Genomic DNA, 15,513 nt, shown 5'->3' with positions numbered 1-15,513 from the left:
CGGTCACGGGCGATCCTGCGCGCCGGTACGCTTTGTCCGTGCGCTTGGGAGTCATCGACATCGGTTCGAACACCGTCCATCTGCTCGCCGCCGATGTCCGTCCCGGAGGGCGACCGCTGGCCACGACGAGCGATCGGACCGTCCTGCGCCTGATGCGCTATCTGACCCAGGACGGGTCGATCTCCGAGGAGGGCGTTCAAGCACTCGTGACGGCTGTGACGCGCGCGCGGAGCGTGGCAGACTCCGAGAACGTCGGCGCGCTGCTCGCCACGGCCACCAGCGCGGTCCGCGAGGCCACCAACGGCGCCGACGTCATCGCACGCATCGAGGCGGCGCTCGGACAGCCCCTGCAGGTCCTGGACGGCGAGACCGAGGCCGAACTGACCTTCCTGGCCGTTCGGCGCTGGTTCGGCTGGTCCGCCGGACAGCTGCTGCTGCTCGACATCGGCGGCGGGTCGCTCGAGATCGCGGCCGGTTCGGACGAGATCCCGGATGCCGCGGCATCCGTCCCCCTCGGCGCCGGCCGGACGACCGTCGAGTTCCTGCCTGAGGACCCGCCGGGCGAGCTGGCCGTCGAGCGCCTTCGCGCCCACGCCGTCTCGGTCCTGTCGGACGTGACGCCGACCTTCACCGCGCTCCCCCGCCCTGACCACGTCGTCGGCTCGTCGAAGGCGATCCGCTCGCTGGCCCGGCTGGTCGGATACCCCGTACCGGGATGGTCGGGGATCGACAGGATGCTCCTGCCCCGCGAGGAACTGGGGTCGTGGATCCCGCGGCTCGCGCGGCTGCCCGCATCGGCACGCCAGGAGCTGCCAGGCATCACGCCGGATCGGACGTTCCAGATCGTCGCCGCGGCCGTGGCGCTGCACACGGCGATGCGGATGCTGAACGTGAAGGAGCTCGAAGTGTCGCCGTGGGCACTGCGCGAGGGCGTGCTGCTGCGCTACATCGAATCGATGAGCTGGAGCGGCACCGGCATCTGAACCGGTGCCGCTCTGCGGCTCAGAGGGCCAGTCGTTCCTTCACGACGTCGGCCAGCTGCTGCGCGTAGGACTGCGCGGACTCGGCGTCCGCGGCCTCGACCATGACGCGCACGAGCGGCTCGGTGCCGGACTTGCGCAGGAGCACGCGTCCGGTGTCGCCGAGCGCCTGCTCGACGGTGCGGACGGCATCCTGCACGCCGCGGTCGTCCGCGACGCGATCCTTGTCGACGCCCGGGACGTTCGTGAGCACCTGCGGATACACCGTCATGACGCTCGCCAGCTCGGCGAGGGTCTTCTTCTGGCGCGCCATCTCGGCGACCAGATGCAACCCGGTGAGCAGACCGTCGCCGGTCGTGGCGAACTCGCTCATGATCACGTGACCGGACTGCTCGCCGCCGAGGGCGTAGCCGTTCGCGTTCATGTCCTCGAGGACGTACCGGTCGCCGACCGCGGTCTGACGCACCGTGATGCCGTGCTCGCGCATGGCGACGTGCAGACCGAGATTGCTCATGACGGTCGCGACGAGCGTGTCGTCGGTGAGGTGCCCTCGGTCCTTCATGGCGATCGCGAGGATGGCCATGATCTGGTCGCCGTCGATCGCGTTGCCTGCGGCATCCACTGCGAGGCATCGGTCCGCGTCTCCGTCGTGGGCGATGCCCACGTCGGCGCCGAGACGGACGACCGCTTCCGCGAGCTGATCGAGATGCGTCGATCCGACACCGTCGTTGATGTTCATGCCGTCGGGGTCGGCGCCGATGACGGTGACCTCGGCCCCGGCATCCCGGAAGGTCTCCGGAGACACGCCTGCTGCCGCACCGTTCGCGCAGTCGAGCACCACGTGGAGCCCGTCGAGGCGATGCGGCAGCGAGCCGAGCAGGTGCACGACATAGCGGTCCTCGGCGTCCGAGAAGCGCTGGATGCGACCGACGGAGGCACCGGTGGGAAGCAGCTTCTCACCGGACATCGCCGATTCGATGCGCTGCTCGACGACGTCGGGCAGCTTCACGCCGCCACGGGCGAAGATCTTGATGCCGTTGTCGGGTGCTGGGTTGTGCGACGCCGAGACCATGACGCCGAAGTCGGCGTCGCGGTCGGCGACGAGGAACGCCAGAGCGGGGGTCGGGATCACTCCCGCGTCGAGGACATCGACGCCGGAGGAGGCAAGGCCTGCGGAGACCGCGGCGGCCAGGAACTCACCGGAGACGCGCGGATCGCGGGCGACGACGGCTGTGAGCCGCTTCCCCTCCGCCTTGCGCGCCTCGGCAGTACGACCCTGGCCCAGGACGACTGCAGTCGCCTGGGCCAGGGAGAGCGCCAGGTCGGCGGTGAGGATGCCATTGGCAAGGCCTCGCACGCCGTCCGTGCCGAACAGAGCCATGAAGGTCTGTCGGGCTTAACGCTTCGAGTACTGAGGCGCCTTGCGGGCCTTCTTGAGACCAGCCTTCTTGCGCTCCTTGACGCGAGCGTCACGGGAGAGGAAGCCGGCCTTCTTGAGGGTCGCGCGGTTGTTCTCGATGTCGATGCCGTTCAGCGAACGGGCGATGCCCAGACGCAGCGCACCGGCCTGGCCCGAGGGGCCACCACCGGAGATGCGGGCGATCACGTCGTACGAACCGGCGAGGTTCAGCACCGTGAACGGGTCGTTGATCAGCTGCTGGTGCAGCTTGTTCGGGAAGTAGTCCTCGATCGTGCGGCCGTTGACCGTGATCGTGCCCGAACCGGGGACGAGGCGCACGCGGGCGATGGCCTGCTTGCGACGGCCGACAGCGGCGCCGGGGACGCTCAGCACGGGACGGGGAGCCGTCTCCGCTGCTGCTTCGGCCTCAGGCGTAGCGGTCGAGAAGTTCTGCGGGAATTCGGTGGAGTCCTGGATGTCAGCCACGAGTATGTCCTTAGTCGTTGCGGCGCTTACTGGGCGACCTGGTCGAGGGTGTACGTCTGCGGCTGCTGAGCGGCGTGCGGGTGCTCGGCGCCCACGTAGACCTTCAGCTTGCCCAGCTGCTGGCGGCCGAGGCTGTTCTTCGGGAGCATGCCCCGGATGGCCTTCTCGACGGCGCGGACGGGGTTCTTCTCCAGCAGCTCTTCGTAGGAGACCTTCTTCAGGCCGCCCGGGTAGCCGGAGTGACGGTAAGCCATCTTCTTCTGAAGCTTCTGACCGGTGAGCGCGACCTTGTCGGCGTTCACGATGATGACGAAGTCACCCGAGTCGAGGTGGTTCACGAAGGTCGGCTTGTGCTTGCCGCGCAGGAGCGCTGCGGCGTGCGAGGCGAGGCGACCGAGAACGACGTCAGTGGCGTCGATGACGACCCAGTCACGCTGGATCTGCCCGGCCTTCGGGGTGTAAGTGCGCGTCACGATAGTGCTGCTTTCTTGTTCGAACGGAGGAGTTCGTGAATCCCACTCCGGGGTGGTTCTCACCGAAATCGGTGGGAACACGCCAGTGGAGGGCTCACGTTCGCGGTGCCGCAGTAAGGCACCAAAGGGTTAGCCTACGGCACGCCGGACGATATCGCCAATCCGACCATTGCAGGTCATCGCCTCCGGGAGTATGGTGCGGGATATCGGCGGCGGCTGTGGGGGCCGCACGAAAACGCCGATCTTCAAAGGGGAAGCATCATGTCTCGCATGATCAAATCCGGGGTCGTCTGCGCGCTCGCATTCGGAGCGGTCTTCGTCGGCGGATCCGCCGCCGTCGCCGACGTCTCCGTCGAATACTCCGGTCAGGGCACGATCGCCGGAGCAGGCGGTCTGGGGCTGGGCAGTGAGGAGTGCGACGAGGCCGGCGACGGCTACCTGCTGTGGGTGTTCACCGCGACGCGCGGATCGACCGCGACGATCTCGGGCCCGTGGGGCACGGCCGAGATGACGCAGTCCGGCAAGGGCACGTTCAAGTACGTCAGCGACTACTACGACCTCGACGGCCTCGTCGGGTCCGTCTCAGCATGGTCGGATCAGATGGGCGGCAACCCGCAGCTCGTGATCAGCCACGGCTGCGCGGAGGACTCGTACGAGCCGCCGTACGAGAGCTGACTCTCGCCGCGCGGGAGGTGTCGCGAATCGCCGCCCGCCGCACCGCGCGTGCCTACTCCAGGCGCGCGGTGATCAGGATCGGACGGTGATCGCTCGCGCGCTGCGGCAGCGTGCGGATGCTGTCGATGTCGAAGCCCTCCGAGGTGGCGAAGTCGTAGTGCCCCTTGAACACGCGGTAGCGCGTGTAGGTGCGCTCGTCCGACAGGGTCAGCGTGTACCCGTGATCGCGCACGGTCTGCCCGAGGTTCTCCTTGAACACCGGGTAGTTGTAGTCCCCGACCATGAGGATGGGGATGCCGGGACCGAGTCGCTCCAGCTCGGTCAGGGCGCTGCGGATCTGGTTGCGGCGCAGCGAGTTGAGAGCGGTCAGCGGCGCGGCGTGGAACGACGCCACGATCATCTCGCGCCCGTCATCGATGTCGTAGAGCCGGACTCCCATGACCCGTTCGTGGGCGGGCTTGAGCATCCGGTCGTGCAGCGACTTCTTGAGTTCGATGGCGCGCAGGGAGTGCAACCGGAACGTGTTCTCGCGGTAGTAGACCGCGAGTCCGAGACGATTGCCCTGAGTCGCCTGCGCCAGCACGAGGTCCCCGACGCGGTCGGGGAGGGCGGACACATCGCACTCCTGCAGGCACAAGACATCGGCGCCGTGCTCGTCGACGAGCGCTTCGAGTTCGCCGGCCGCCCGATGCTTGCGCAGGTTGTAGGAGATCACCTTCATCTCCTCTCACGCTAGACCCTGCAGCTATGCGCGAGGTAGCGAACCGGGGTACGGATGCCGAACGCCGCCGTCACTCGTCGTCGACCGGATCCGCCTGCCCTGCCCTGTCCCGATCCCGCCGCGCCCTGGTCTGCTCGGCGCGCGTCGCGAGCAGCTCATCCGCGGGGTAGCCGACCTCGGTCAGGGTGAGTCCGCGGGCGGCGAGCACTTTGAACTCGCTGGTGCGCATCCGCGCGTCGCGCAGCACGACGAGGTCCGAGGCATCCAGGCGCCCCTCCCCCACGGCCGCGCATGCGCCGACGAGCGCTCTGACCATGCTGTGGCAGAAGGCATCCGCTTTGACCTCCGCCACGAGGACGCCGTCGTCGTCGCGAGTCCATCGGTAGTCCAGCAGAGTCCGGATCGTCGTCGCCTCCGCCCGCGCCTTGCAGTAGGCGGCGAAGTCGTGGAGGCCGATGAGCGTCTGCGCCGCGGCATCCATCGCCTCGACGTCCAACGCGCTGCGGATGCTCGCCGTGTCGTATCTGCGCAGCGGATCGAAGCCGGTGGCGTCGTCGGCGAGGCGGTAGCGGTAGCGCCGCCAGACGGCCGAGAAACGCGCGTCGAACCCCTCCGGCGCGACCGCGGATGATGTGACGGTGGCGTCCGGATAGGCGCCGAGGACCCCGCGCATGCGGCCGGCGATGGACCCGGCCGGATCGTGCGCTGCTCGCCCATGCCTGGTCACGATGCGCGACCACTGCGTCTCGTCCAGGTCGACGTGCGCGACCTGTCCGTGCGCGTGCACCCCGGCATCCGTGCGGCCGGCGACCGCGAGTTGCACGTCCGAACCGACGATGCGCCCCAGCGCCGCCTCGAGCGTCCCCTGGACGGTGCGCAGGCCCGGCTGCTTGGCCCAGCCCCGGAAGTTCGTCCCGTCGTAGGCGATGTCGAGGCGGATTCTCACCCCACCAGCCTAGACCGGACGCCGTACGGGGCGACGGAGCCGTTGCCCGGACTACCGGCGCAGGACCCGCTGTGCCAGCCAGTTGCCGAAGAGCTGGCCGACCTGCACGATGACGATGATGATCGCGACGGTCACCCAGGTGGCCTCCTGGTTGAACTGCTGATAGCCGTAGATGATCGCGAAGTTTCCGAGACCTCCTCCGCCGATGTATCCGGCCATCGCGGACATGTCCACCACCGCGATGAACATGAACGTGTAGCCGAGGATCAGCGGCGCGAGCGCCTCAGGGATCACGAGGCCGAACAGGATCGCGAACCGCTTGGCGCCGATCGCCAGCGCGGCCTCGACGACACCGGGGTCGACTGCGACGAGGTTCTGCTCGACGACGCGTCCGATGACGACGGCGGCCATGATCGTCATCGGGACGATGGCCGCCTCCGTGCCGAGCGTGGTGCCGGCGACGAGCTTCGTCACCGGTCCGACGGCGGTGAGGAAGATGATGAAGGGGATCGGCCGGATGACGTTGATCACGAAGTTCAGCACCGTGAAGACAGCACGATTCGCGAACAGGTTCCCCGGCCGCGTGGCGTAGAGCAGGGCGCCGATGATCAGGCCGGCCGCACCGCCGATCAGCATCGTCACGACGACCATGTAGATCGTCTCCTGGATCGACTGCAGGAGCACCGGTGTCAGGCTCGTCCAGTCGGTGGCCGTGCGGATGCCGATCATGACGCCGCCTCCGTCCCGGACGTCGCGGTATCCGCGAGCAGTTCCGCCCTGGTCCGCGCGGAGAGTTCGGATGCCGCGGCCTCGACAGCGCCGGCATCCCCCTGCAGGCGATAGGTGAGCGTGCCGAGCTGGCGGCCCTGGATGTCGGTGACCCCGCCGAAGACGACGGTGTGCCGCACGCCGTGCTCGTCGAACACGGCGGCGATGTCCTCGCTCGTGAACTCGTTGACGTCGACGCTGATGAGGCGGCCGCCGCCGGTGCGCAGAGCGGCGAGCGTGTCGCCGGACGGCACGCCCTGCGTGACGGCTGCGACGAAGCGCTCGGTCAGCGCCGCCCGCGGGTGCGCGAACACCCGATACGTGTCGCCGCTGTCGACGACTCGGCCGCCGTCCATCACGACGACCTGATCGCACAGCTCGTGCACCACGGAGATCTGGTGGGTGATGACCACGATCGTGATCCCGAGGCTGCGGTTGATCTCCTTGAGCAGCGCGAGCACCTCGCCGGTGGTCTGGGGGTCCAACGCGCTCGTGGCCTCGTCGGCCAGCAGCAGTTCCGGATTCGCGGCGATCGCCCTGGCGATGCCGACCCGCTGCTTCTGTCCGCCCGACAGCGCTCGAGGGTACCGATCGGCCTTGTCGCCGATGCCGACGAAGTCCAGCAGCTCGGTCACCCGAGGGCCGATGTCGGCCTTCTTCCAGCCGGCGACCTTGAGCGGGTACGCCACGTTCCCGCGGACGGTGCGCGACGTGAACAGGTTGAACTGCTGGAAGATCATGCCGATCCGTCCGCGCAGCGAGCGCAGTTCGTTCGCCGATGCCGTGCCGACGTCGGTGCCCAGCACCGTCACGGCACCGGACGACGGCTTCTCCAGTCCGTTGATCAGCCGGACCAGCGTGGACTTCCCCGCACCGGAGTACCCGATGACGCCGACGATGGATCCAGGCTGGATCTCGAGGTGGACGTCATCGAGCGCGGCGACGGGTGCCCCCTTGCGCGTTCCGGGGAACGCCTTGGAGACGTGATCGAACGTGATGATGCTCATCGGATGCTGCTGCCCTTGCGTTGTACCCGCTCGGAGACGCCGGTCTGCGACGTCACTCCTGGGTCGCTCGCAACTGGTCCTCGAGCGACGCCAGTTCGGCCTGCAGGTCCTCGGCGGTCCAGTCGCCCTTGAACTGCAGGTTGCCCTGGTTCAGTTCGGTCACGGCTTCCTCGACCTCTGGGCTGTGGTACGCCTCGACGAGCTTCGCCCAGCGGGGGTCGTCGGCCTGATCCTCACGGACGACGAAGGCGTTGATGTACGGCGCGAGCTCGGGGTCGTCGAGGTCCTCCTTGAAGATGATCAGGTCGTCGCCCAGGCCGCCCTTCTGCGCCTGCGTGTTGTTCACGACGGCGGCCTGCGCGCTGCCGTCCTTGAGTGCGGCGACGGTCTGGTTCGTGTCGACGGGGAGCACCTCGACCGTGCCGGAGACGATGTCGTCTGGACCGGACAGGCTGTTGCCGCCGTCCTTCAGTTCGAGCAGGCCGGCCTTCTGCAGGTTCAGCAGGGCGCGGGCGAGGTTGGTCGGGTTGTTCGGCACGGCGACCTTTGCGCCGTCGGGGAGGTCTTCGATGCTGGAGTACTCCTCCGAATAGAGCGCCAGCGGGTAGAGAGCGGTCGCCCCGACCGGCACGAGAGTTCCGTCGTTGTTGACGTTGAATTCGGAGAGGAAGATCAGGTGCTGGAACAGGTTGACGTCCAGTTCGCCGTCCTGCACACCCTGGTTCAGCTGCACGCCGTCGTTGATGGTCCGCACCTCGAGCGTGATGCCCTCGTCCGCCAGCTTGTCCTTGAGGATCGTCCAGTGCGCCTCGGTGCCGTCGTCCGCACCGATGACGATCGTGCTGCTGTCCGCGTCGCCGCCGCCGGCAGGATCGGATGAGCCGGCGCACGCCGACATCGACAGCGTCAGCACGCCGGCTGCCAGGATGCCGAGGACGGACAGGAACTTGCTCTTCGCACGGGAATCAGTCACGAGATGGAGTGAATCACAGGGCGATGGCGAAGCCGATTCGCACGGTAACGACGCGTAATGCGACTGTCGGCGCGCGCCTCCCGGTCAGGACCGCTCGAGCATCCGATCGGAGTTGTCGGCGACCCACCCGACCAGTGGGAGCATCCGCTCCATCAGATCCCGACCCAGCGGAGTGAGGCTGTACTCGACGTGCGGCGGCACAGCGGGGAAGGACTCGCGATGCACGAGACCGTCGTCCGCGAGTGTGCGCAGCGTCGATGCGAGCATCTTCTCGCTGATGCCTTCGACGGCACGGCGCAGTTCGCCCCAGCGCAGCGTCCCCTCGGAGAGCGCGGACAGCACCAGGACGCCCCATTTGCTCATGATGTGGTCCAGCACCACCCGAGTGCTGCAGCCGTCATCGAAGACCCCGGGTTTCGATTCCCGGATCTGCGCAAAACTAACCGTCATGTGGGTACCTTACATCGAAGTGGGTACCCGACTTCGGGAAGGTTGCAGTGCGGGGCCGGGTTGTGAAGGACGTCACCACGAAAGGACACCCCATGACCCTCCTCGTCACCGCAGCCACCGGAAACCTCGGACGCCTCGTCATCGACAGCCTGATCGCACGCGGCGCCGACCCGGCATCCATCGTCGCCGGCGCACGCGACACCTCCAAGGCCGCTGACCTCTCGGCTCGCGGCGTCCGCGTCGCCGAACTCGACTACGACCGACCCGACACCGTCGCCGCTGCCGTCGACGGCGTCGACGCCGTGCTGCTCATCTCGGGCTCGGAGGTCGGCCGGCGCATCGATCAGCACAAGGCCGTCATCGATGCGGCGAAGGATGCCGGCGTCTCGAAGTTCGTGTACACGAGCGCCCCGAAGGCGACGACGAGCACGCTCGTCCTCGCGCCGGAGCACAAGGCCACAGAGGAGCTCATCGCCGCATCCGGACTGCCGTCCGTCATCCTGCGCAACAACTGGTACACCGAGAACTACGCCGGCAGCGCCGCTCAGGCGAGCGAGACAGGGGTCCTCGCCGCGAGTGTCGGCGACGGAAGGGTCGCCTCCGCCAGCCGCGCGGACTACGCGGATGCCGCCGCTGTCGTGCTGCTCGAAGACGGCCACATCGGTTCGGTGTACGAGCTCGGCGGCGATGTCTCCTGGAACTTCTCCGACCTCGCCGCCGCCATCTCGGAGATCACCGGACGCCCGGTGGAGTACACCTCGCTGTCGACCGAGGAGCACGCGGCAGCGCTCGAGAGCGCCGGGCTGGATGCCGGAACGATCGGGTTCGTCACGGCGCTGGATGCCGGAATCCGCGACGGCGCGCTGGCCGAGAGCGACGGCACGCTCGCGCGTCTGATCGGCCGTCCCACGACGCCGCTCGCCGAGGGCCTGCGCGCGATCGTCTGACGCTCCCCTCTCGTTCGTTGAGCGAGCTCTCCTCCCTCGTTCGTGAGCGAGCGGAGCGAGTCGAAACGCGGTGGCGGCTGATCAGCAGTGACCGCGTTTCGACTCGGTCGGCTCCGCCGTCCTCGCTCGACGAACGAGGGGAAGCGCCCCGCCGTCCTCGCTCAACGAACGAGGGTTGGGCGAGCCGTCCATACTCCGAACAGTCCGCCGACGGGCGTCTCGCCGATGCTCTGGAACCGCACGGTGACGACCGGAATGCGCTCGCCCGCGGCATCCAGTGCGAATCCGCCGTGCTGGTCGCGTTTGAACCCGCCCGCTGCCAGGATCTCGCGCGGAATCTCGCGGACCTGCTCGTAGAGCGAGCCGTCGCCGTGCGCGTCCCGGACGGTCTCACGACGGAACACGACCCCGTTCAGCAGCACGTCGAAGGTGCGCCCGGCATCCTGCCCGCTGTAGCGGATGCCGAGCACGTTGTCGGCGTCCGGATCGACGATCAGGTCGTATTCGAAGTAGGCATCCGGGTCCGCCGATGCCTCCCGGTACTGCGCGCCGTCCCGCACGCCGACCGTCGACGCATGGAAGCGGTGGTTCTTGTCCGCCTCCGAGTTGTTGTTGTCGAACGAGGTCAGTGCGTCGATGACATCGGCGCCGGTGGCTGCGGCATCCGGTTCGGTCCCGCGCTCCACGAGCGTCACGTAAGTCGCGTAGCGGACGCCGTAGAGGCTGAAGTACGGCTCCCAGACGAGGGTGCCTGCCGTCTCATCGACGTCGCGCAGGGCGAAGCGCAGCCGTCCGCCCTGCCCGTCCGGAAGACGAATCAGGTGGTCGGCGATCGACCGCTTCCACTCCGCGGGATCGTCCACGATGACCTCCCCGGTGAGCGACCGATCGGCGACGCCCATCTGCACGAGGACACCAGCGGTGTAGGTGGCGTCGACGTTCTCCCGGCTGAGCTCTGCGGCGAGCAGCACAGGGCCGTAGGAGAACGCGACCCAGTTCTCGTTCTCAGTGCCGTCCGAGATGCGGACCTCGGCGGGCAGCGTGTACGTCACGTCATCGCCGGCGGAGACTTCGACGGCGAGGTATCCGCCGTCCGCTTCGGCCACGACCGGACGTCCGTTCACAGCGAGCGTCGGCGCCTCCGCCGCCCACGACGGAACCCGCAGGCGCAGCGCGATCCCCGTGGCAGGCTCGCCGTCGAGACTCTCGACGGCGAAGCGCACGGTCGCATCGCGCGGGACGTCGGCCACCTGGGTCAGGCGCAGGTTCTGCTCCGGCAGACGCAGCTCGCTGGAGAAGAACCGATTGACCACGACGCTTCCGCCGTCGAGGTAATAGATCCCATCGCCGATCTTGGTGAAGCTCTCGATCCCGGTGCCGTGGTCGCACCAGAACTGGTCGAACGGCTCGCCGAACACCTTGGCGTATCCGGCTCGCTGCGGCTGGAAATACGTCACCATCCCGGTCTCGGGGTTCTGGGACGCCAGGATGCTGTTGAAAAACGTCCCCTCGTCGTAGTCGGCGTAGCGGACGTCGCCCGTCAGCGCGAACAGTCCGCGGCTGAGCTTGAGCATGTTGTACTCGTTGCAGCCCTCGGCCGTGGAGTTCTCGCCATAGCCTGTCACGGCGCCGTTGTTCGCCCGCTCGAACAGGGTTCCCGGCGCGTGGAAGTGCTCTGATTGGCTGTTCGCTCCGTTGGCGTAGGTGTGGTCGTCGACGACGATCCGCCAGAAGTTCTCGGCGGCGGCGCGGTGCATGTCCAGATCCGCGCGGTCGTCGCCGCTCGCGTCGCCCCGCGCGGACAGCACCGCGTATCGCTTCAGCGCGCCGACCAGTTTCGGAATCGTCGTATTCGCGTGCCGACCGGCGAGGACATCGTCGCCTGCCGCGAGACGGAGGAACAGGTCGGTCTCGTCGAACCGCTCCGCGGCACGACGATGCACCGGGTCCCCCGTGATCGCGTACAGGCGGTAGAGCGCCTCGTTCATTCCGCCGTACTCCGTGTCGAGGATGATCGCCGGGTCCTCCAGGGAAGCGGCGTAGCTCTCGATCCACGCGCCGAATCCACTCGCCACCCGAAGGGCGACGTCGCCGATCTCCTCCGGCGCGTAGCGGTGCGCGTCGAGGAGGCCCGCGAGCACCTTGTGCAGGTTGTAGAAGGGCACGAGCAGTCCGTCTCCCCCGCTGGGCAGCAGCTCGGGTGGGAACGGGGAGACGTACCCTGCGGCATCCGGATGGGCGCGCGCGTAGGCCTGCTGGCACCGGTCGAGACCGCGGACGGCCGCACCCAGGCTTTCGAGGATCCTCTCCCGCGTCGCGGCATCGCTGGCGGATGCCGACGCCTGCGACAGCGCGGAGATCACGTGACCGAAGAAGTGCCCCTGGAACCGGGTGCCCTCTTCGCGCTCCCAGCCGCCGTAGCCCTCGGATCGCGTCGGCGGGAGCCCGGCGAGCCGATAGAAGGAGAACAGCAACCGCTCGGGATCGAGGCTCAAGACGTACTCGAGGGTCTTGTCGGCAGCGTTGCGCAGGTACGGATCCTGGACGGTCACGTCTTCGAGACGAGCAGGTGCGAGGGGCATGGCTCCGATCCTGCCACGTCTGTGACCGGTCACGGGAGCGCCGTGAAGATCGTCGCGATCAGATTCTTATTGCGGACACGATTTGTCCTGGATGCTCGAGAGGCTGACGTTCATCAACCAACGGAAGGACCTCCTCATGACGATTCTGGTGACCGGCGCGACGGGCAACGTGGGACGACACATCGTGGCGCAGCTGGCCGAAAGCGGCGAGAGCGTTCGTGCGCTGACGCGCCGCCCCGATCGGGCTCAACTGCCCGAGGGGGCGGTCGCGGTGCAGGGCGATCTGACCGATCTCGACAGCATGCGGGCGGCCATGGAGGGGTGCGAGGCAGTGCATTTCATCACCTTCGACGGGGCGACGGGCGCGCCGCTGCAGAACGGCGCGGAACTCGTGGCGCTGGCCGAAGCATCCGGAGTCCAGCGCATCAGCGTGCTCGGCGGCTGGTTCGAGAGCACTCTCGAGCCCGCGCTGCGCGCCGGGAGCATTCCGTGGGCGCAACTCGCCCCGGTCGAGTACATGACGAACGCGTTCGAGTGGGCTCCGGAGGTCGCGCAGCACCGACGGGTGCGCACGCTCGCCGACTGGCCGAGCGCGATGATCCACGCCGGGGACATCGCCGCCGTCGCGGTCGTGCTGCTGACCCAAGACGGACACGATGGCCAGATCTACTACCTGACCGGCCCCGAGGCGCTGACTCCGGCCGAGCGCGCCGCGCGCCTCGGTGAGGCGCTGGGCGAGGATGTCGAGTGGATCCACCTCGATGAGGACGAGGAGGTCGAACGACTGCGTGCGTTCGGCTACGACGAGACGTACGTCGCGTTCGGACTCGAACTGGCGAAGAACCCGCCCGAGGTCGGGCAGATCGTGCAGGACACCGTCACGCGCCTCACCGGCCAGCCGGGGCGCACGTTCGCGCAGTGGGCCCGCGAAAACGTCGAGGCGTTCCGGGGGTGACGAGTGCGGGCGGACCAGGGCTGCATGCCCCGGGTCCGCCTGCCTCAGTCGGCCTTGGTGGAGAACGCGGCGTCGAACGCGGCGGCCGGCGGGGTGATCGCGTTCAACTCCCGCACGAACGCGAGTGCTTCCGGAGCACCCTGGAGGCGATCCATCCCGGCATCCTCCCACTCGACGCTGGTCGGTCCGTCGTACCCGATCGCGTTCAACGCACGGAACAGCGGGTTCCACGGCACCTCACCATGCGCGGTCGACACGAACGTCCACCCGCGCCGCGGATTCGCCCACGGCAGATGCGAACCCAGCACCCCGTTACGACCATCCAGGTTCGTGATCGACTCCTTGACGTGCACATGGAAGATATGCGGTGCGAAATCGAGCACGAACGCCACCGGATCGAGCTGCTGCCACATGAAATGCGACGGATCGAAATTGATCCCGAAGCTCTCCCGATGCCCGATCGCCTCCAGCGTCCGCTTCGCCGTCCAGTAGTCGTACGCGATCTCGCTGGGGTGCACCTCCAACGCGAACCGCACCCCCACCTCCTCGAACACATCCAGAATCGGGTGGAACCGGTCCGCGAAATCCTGATACCCCGCCTCGACCCACTCGTCCGATGCCGGCGGGAACATCGCCACGCCCTTCCACACCGACGACCCCGAGAACCCCACCACCGTCTTCACGCCCAGCGCCGCCGCCATCCGCGCCGTCGACTTCAGCTCCTCAGCGGCACGCTGACGCACACCCTCCGGGTCGCCATCACCCCATACCCGGTCGTTCAGGATGTCGCGATGACGCTGATCGATCGGATCATCGCACACCGCCTGACCCGCCAGGTGATTCGAGATCGTCCAGACCTTCAGGCCGTTGCGGGCCAGGATGTCCAACCGGTCCTGCACATACTCGGCGTCATCCCACCGGGACACATCGAGATGATCACCCCAGCAGGCGACCTCGAGGCCGTCATACCCCCACTCGCCCGCGAGGCGCGCCACCTCCTCGAACGGCAGATCAGCCCACTGCCCCGTGAACAACGTGATCGGACGCGTCATATCCAGCTCCTTCGCTCGAATCGTGTACAGCTTCGTGTTCTACGCCGCCGGCGGTGCCGTCGACTCCCGGATGATCAGTTCGGTCCCGAGCTCCACCTTCTGCGATGCCAGCGGCTGTCCGTCGGACAGCGTCATGAGCATCTGCGTCGCGAGCGCCGCCATCTCGGACAGCGGCTGCCGAACGGTCGTGAGCGACGGGGCGAGCCAGGAAGCCAGCGGCAGGTCGTCGTAGCCGACGACCGAGACATCGGCGGGCACTCGCAGGCCGAGCTCGTGCGCAGCCCGGATGAGGCCGAGTGCCTGCGAGTCGGAGCCGGCGAAGACCGCGGTCGGACGGTCGGGACGCCCGAGGAGGTCGAGCCCGTGCTCGTAGCCGGCGGCGACCTCGAAGGTACCCCACTTCACCAGGGACGGATCGACCTCGAGCCCCGATTCCCCGTGCGCGCTGCGGAACCCGTCGACGCGGGCACGGCTGCACAGCACGGCCTCTGGACCGGAGATGACGGCGATGCGCCGGTGCCCGAGTTCGAGCAGATGACGGGTCGCGGAGAGCGCCCCGTTCCAGTTGTTCGAGCCGACCGTTGGAACGCCGGCCGGAGTCTCGCCGTCGGTGTCGAGTACGACGAAGGGGATCGACCGTGCGGTCAGCTGGCGCTGCTGCGTGTCATCGAGCCGCGAGAGAACGAGCAGCACGCCGCGGGTGCCACGAGAGGTGATGCTGTCGATCCATTCCTGCGGCGGGCGGTGCGAGCCGCCGAGCTCGCTGAGGACGACGCCGACGCCGCGAGGGGCCGCAGCCTTCTCGACGCCGACGATGATCTCCTGCGCCCAGGCGCTGCCGAACTCGTGGAAGACGAGGTCGAGCAGGCCGTCGGCCTTGGTGGGCGATGCCGCGCCCACCGGCTTGCGGTACTCGTGCCGCGCCAGTGCCTCTTCGACCCGGCGACGCGTCGCCGGGGCGACGTCGCTTCGCCCGTTGAGCACGCGGGAGACGGTGGGTACGGAGACGCCGACCTCTTTCGCGATCGTCGCGATCGTCGCGCCGCCTCGTGCCATTCTGTTTCTCTCCCCGCCGGAACGTGCGTCCCATCCTACGCGC

At 68.0% G+C, this 15,513-nt stretch carries 16 protein-coding genes; 4 read left to right on the top strand and 12 right to left on the bottom strand.

From position 1 onward, the window contains the following. The first annotated feature begins 38 nt into the window (after window positions 1-38). Complete coding sequence (locus AC3ANJ_RS05005; RefSeq protein ID WP_488318509.1) at window positions 39-983, top strand: Ppx/GppA phosphatase family protein; 945 nt, start codon at window positions 39-41, stop codon at window positions 981-983. Between the two features lie 19 nt (window positions 984-1,002). Here AC3ANJ_RS05005 and glmM read toward each other — a convergent pair whose 3' ends face one another. The 3 genes from glmM to rplM are packed head-to-tail and all read right to left on the bottom strand — an operon-like array spanning window position 1,003 to window position 3,338. Beyond that, on the bottom strand, window positions 1,003-2,361 hold the full coding sequence (glmM, locus tag AC3ANJ_RS05000) for a phosphoglucosamine mutase (protein ID WP_488318508.1): 1,359 nt from the start codon (window positions 2,359-2,361) through the stop codon (window positions 1,003-1,005). A 15-nt stretch (window positions 2,362-2,376) separates the two neighbouring features. Beyond that, complete coding sequence (gene rpsI / locus AC3ANJ_RS04995) at window positions 2,377-2,865, bottom strand: 30S ribosomal protein S9 (protein WP_406246369.1); 489 nt, start codon at window positions 2,863-2,865, stop codon at window positions 2,377-2,379. Between the two features lie 26 nt (window positions 2,866-2,891). After that, window positions 2,892-3,338 carry a 50S ribosomal protein L13 gene (gene rplM / locus AC3ANJ_RS04990; protein ID WP_488318507.1) on the bottom strand — a complete coding sequence of 149 codons (447 nt, stop codon included), beginning with the start codon at window positions 3,336-3,338 and terminating at the stop codon, window positions 2,892-2,894. Between the two features lie 261 nt (window positions 3,339-3,599). Between rplM and AC3ANJ_RS04985 the strand changes: the two genes are divergently transcribed. Then, window positions 3,600-4,013: a hypothetical protein gene (locus tag AC3ANJ_RS04985; protein WP_488318506.1), complete on the top strand. Its 414-nt coding sequence runs from the start codon at window positions 3,600-3,602 to the stop codon at window positions 4,011-4,013. Between the two features lie 52 nt (window positions 4,014-4,065). Here AC3ANJ_RS04985 and AC3ANJ_RS04980 read toward each other — a convergent pair whose 3' ends face one another. The 6 genes from AC3ANJ_RS04980 to AC3ANJ_RS04955 form a co-directional block, all read right to left on the bottom strand. Further along, complete coding sequence (locus AC3ANJ_RS04980; protein WP_488318505.1) at window positions 4,066-4,734, bottom strand: endonuclease/exonuclease/phosphatase family protein; 669 nt, start codon at window positions 4,732-4,734, stop codon at window positions 4,066-4,068. Window positions 4,735-4,804: 70 nt separating this feature from the next. Then, on the bottom strand, window positions 4,805-5,680 hold the full coding sequence (gene truA, locus AC3ANJ_RS04975) for a tRNA pseudouridine(38-40) synthase TruA (RefSeq protein WP_488318504.1): 876 nt from the start codon (window positions 5,678-5,680) through the stop codon (window positions 4,805-4,807). Between the two features lie 51 nt (window positions 5,681-5,731). Next, entirely contained in the window at window positions 5,732-6,409 is a 678-nt protein-coding gene (locus AC3ANJ_RS04970; RefSeq protein WP_488318503.1) for a methionine ABC transporter permease, read from the bottom strand. After that, a complete protein-coding gene (locus AC3ANJ_RS04965; protein ID WP_488318502.1) occupies window positions 6,406-7,455 on the bottom strand; it encodes a methionine ABC transporter ATP-binding protein in 1,050 nt (349 codons plus the stop codon). The genes AC3ANJ_RS04970 and AC3ANJ_RS04965 overlap by 4 nt, the downstream gene beginning before the upstream one ends. Before the next feature lie 52 nt (window positions 7,456-7,507). Continuing rightward, window positions 7,508-8,428, bottom strand: a complete 921-nt coding sequence (locus AC3ANJ_RS04960) for a MetQ/NlpA family ABC transporter substrate-binding protein (protein ID WP_488318501.1) — start codon at window positions 8,426-8,428, stop codon at window positions 7,508-7,510. An 84-nt stretch (window positions 8,429-8,512) separates the two neighbouring features. Next, the gene (locus AC3ANJ_RS04955) at window positions 8,513-8,878 is read right to left on the bottom strand and encodes a winged helix-turn-helix transcriptional regulator (RefSeq protein WP_488318500.1); all 366 of its coding nucleotides are present in this window, start codon (window positions 8,876-8,878) and stop codon (window positions 8,513-8,515) included. A 92-nt stretch (window positions 8,879-8,970) separates the two neighbouring features. Between AC3ANJ_RS04955 and AC3ANJ_RS04950 the strand changes: the two genes are divergently transcribed. After that, the gene (locus tag AC3ANJ_RS04950) at window positions 8,971-9,825 is read left to right on the top strand and encodes an SDR family oxidoreductase (RefSeq protein WP_488318499.1); all 855 of its coding nucleotides are present in this window, start codon (window positions 8,971-8,973) and stop codon (window positions 9,823-9,825) included. Window positions 9,826-9,986: 161 nt separating this feature from the next. Here the strand turns inward: AC3ANJ_RS04950 and AC3ANJ_RS04945 are convergent, their stop codons facing one another. Further along, window positions 9,987-12,407: a beta-L-arabinofuranosidase domain-containing protein gene (locus tag AC3ANJ_RS04945; protein ID WP_488318498.1), complete on the bottom strand. Its 2,421-nt coding sequence runs from the start codon at window positions 12,405-12,407 to the stop codon at window positions 9,987-9,989. A 136-nt stretch (window positions 12,408-12,543) separates the two neighbouring features. Here AC3ANJ_RS04945 and AC3ANJ_RS04940 point away from each other — a divergent pair, with 136 nt between their 5' ends. Then, entirely contained in the window at window positions 12,544-13,362 is an 819-nt protein-coding gene (locus AC3ANJ_RS04940; RefSeq protein WP_488318497.1) for an SDR family oxidoreductase, read from the top strand. Window positions 13,363-13,406: 44 nt separating this feature from the next. Here the strand turns inward: AC3ANJ_RS04940 and AC3ANJ_RS04935 are convergent, their stop codons facing one another. Continuing rightward, window positions 13,407-14,414: a sugar phosphate isomerase/epimerase family protein gene (locus AC3ANJ_RS04935; protein ID WP_488318496.1), complete on the bottom strand. Its 1,008-nt coding sequence runs from the start codon at window positions 14,412-14,414 to the stop codon at window positions 13,407-13,409. Between the two features lie 39 nt (window positions 14,415-14,453). Beyond that, window positions 14,454-15,470 (bottom strand): LacI family DNA-binding transcriptional regulator, encoded by a 1,017-nt coding sequence (locus tag AC3ANJ_RS04930; RefSeq protein WP_488318495.1) that lies wholly within the window; start codon window positions 15,468-15,470, stop codon window positions 14,454-14,456. Between the last annotated feature and the right edge of the window lie 43 nt (window positions 15,471-15,513).

It is taken from the genome of Microbacterium sp. STRO-1N (assembly GCF_057748015.1).
This window is presented reverse-complemented; position numbering and strand designations above follow the sequence as displayed.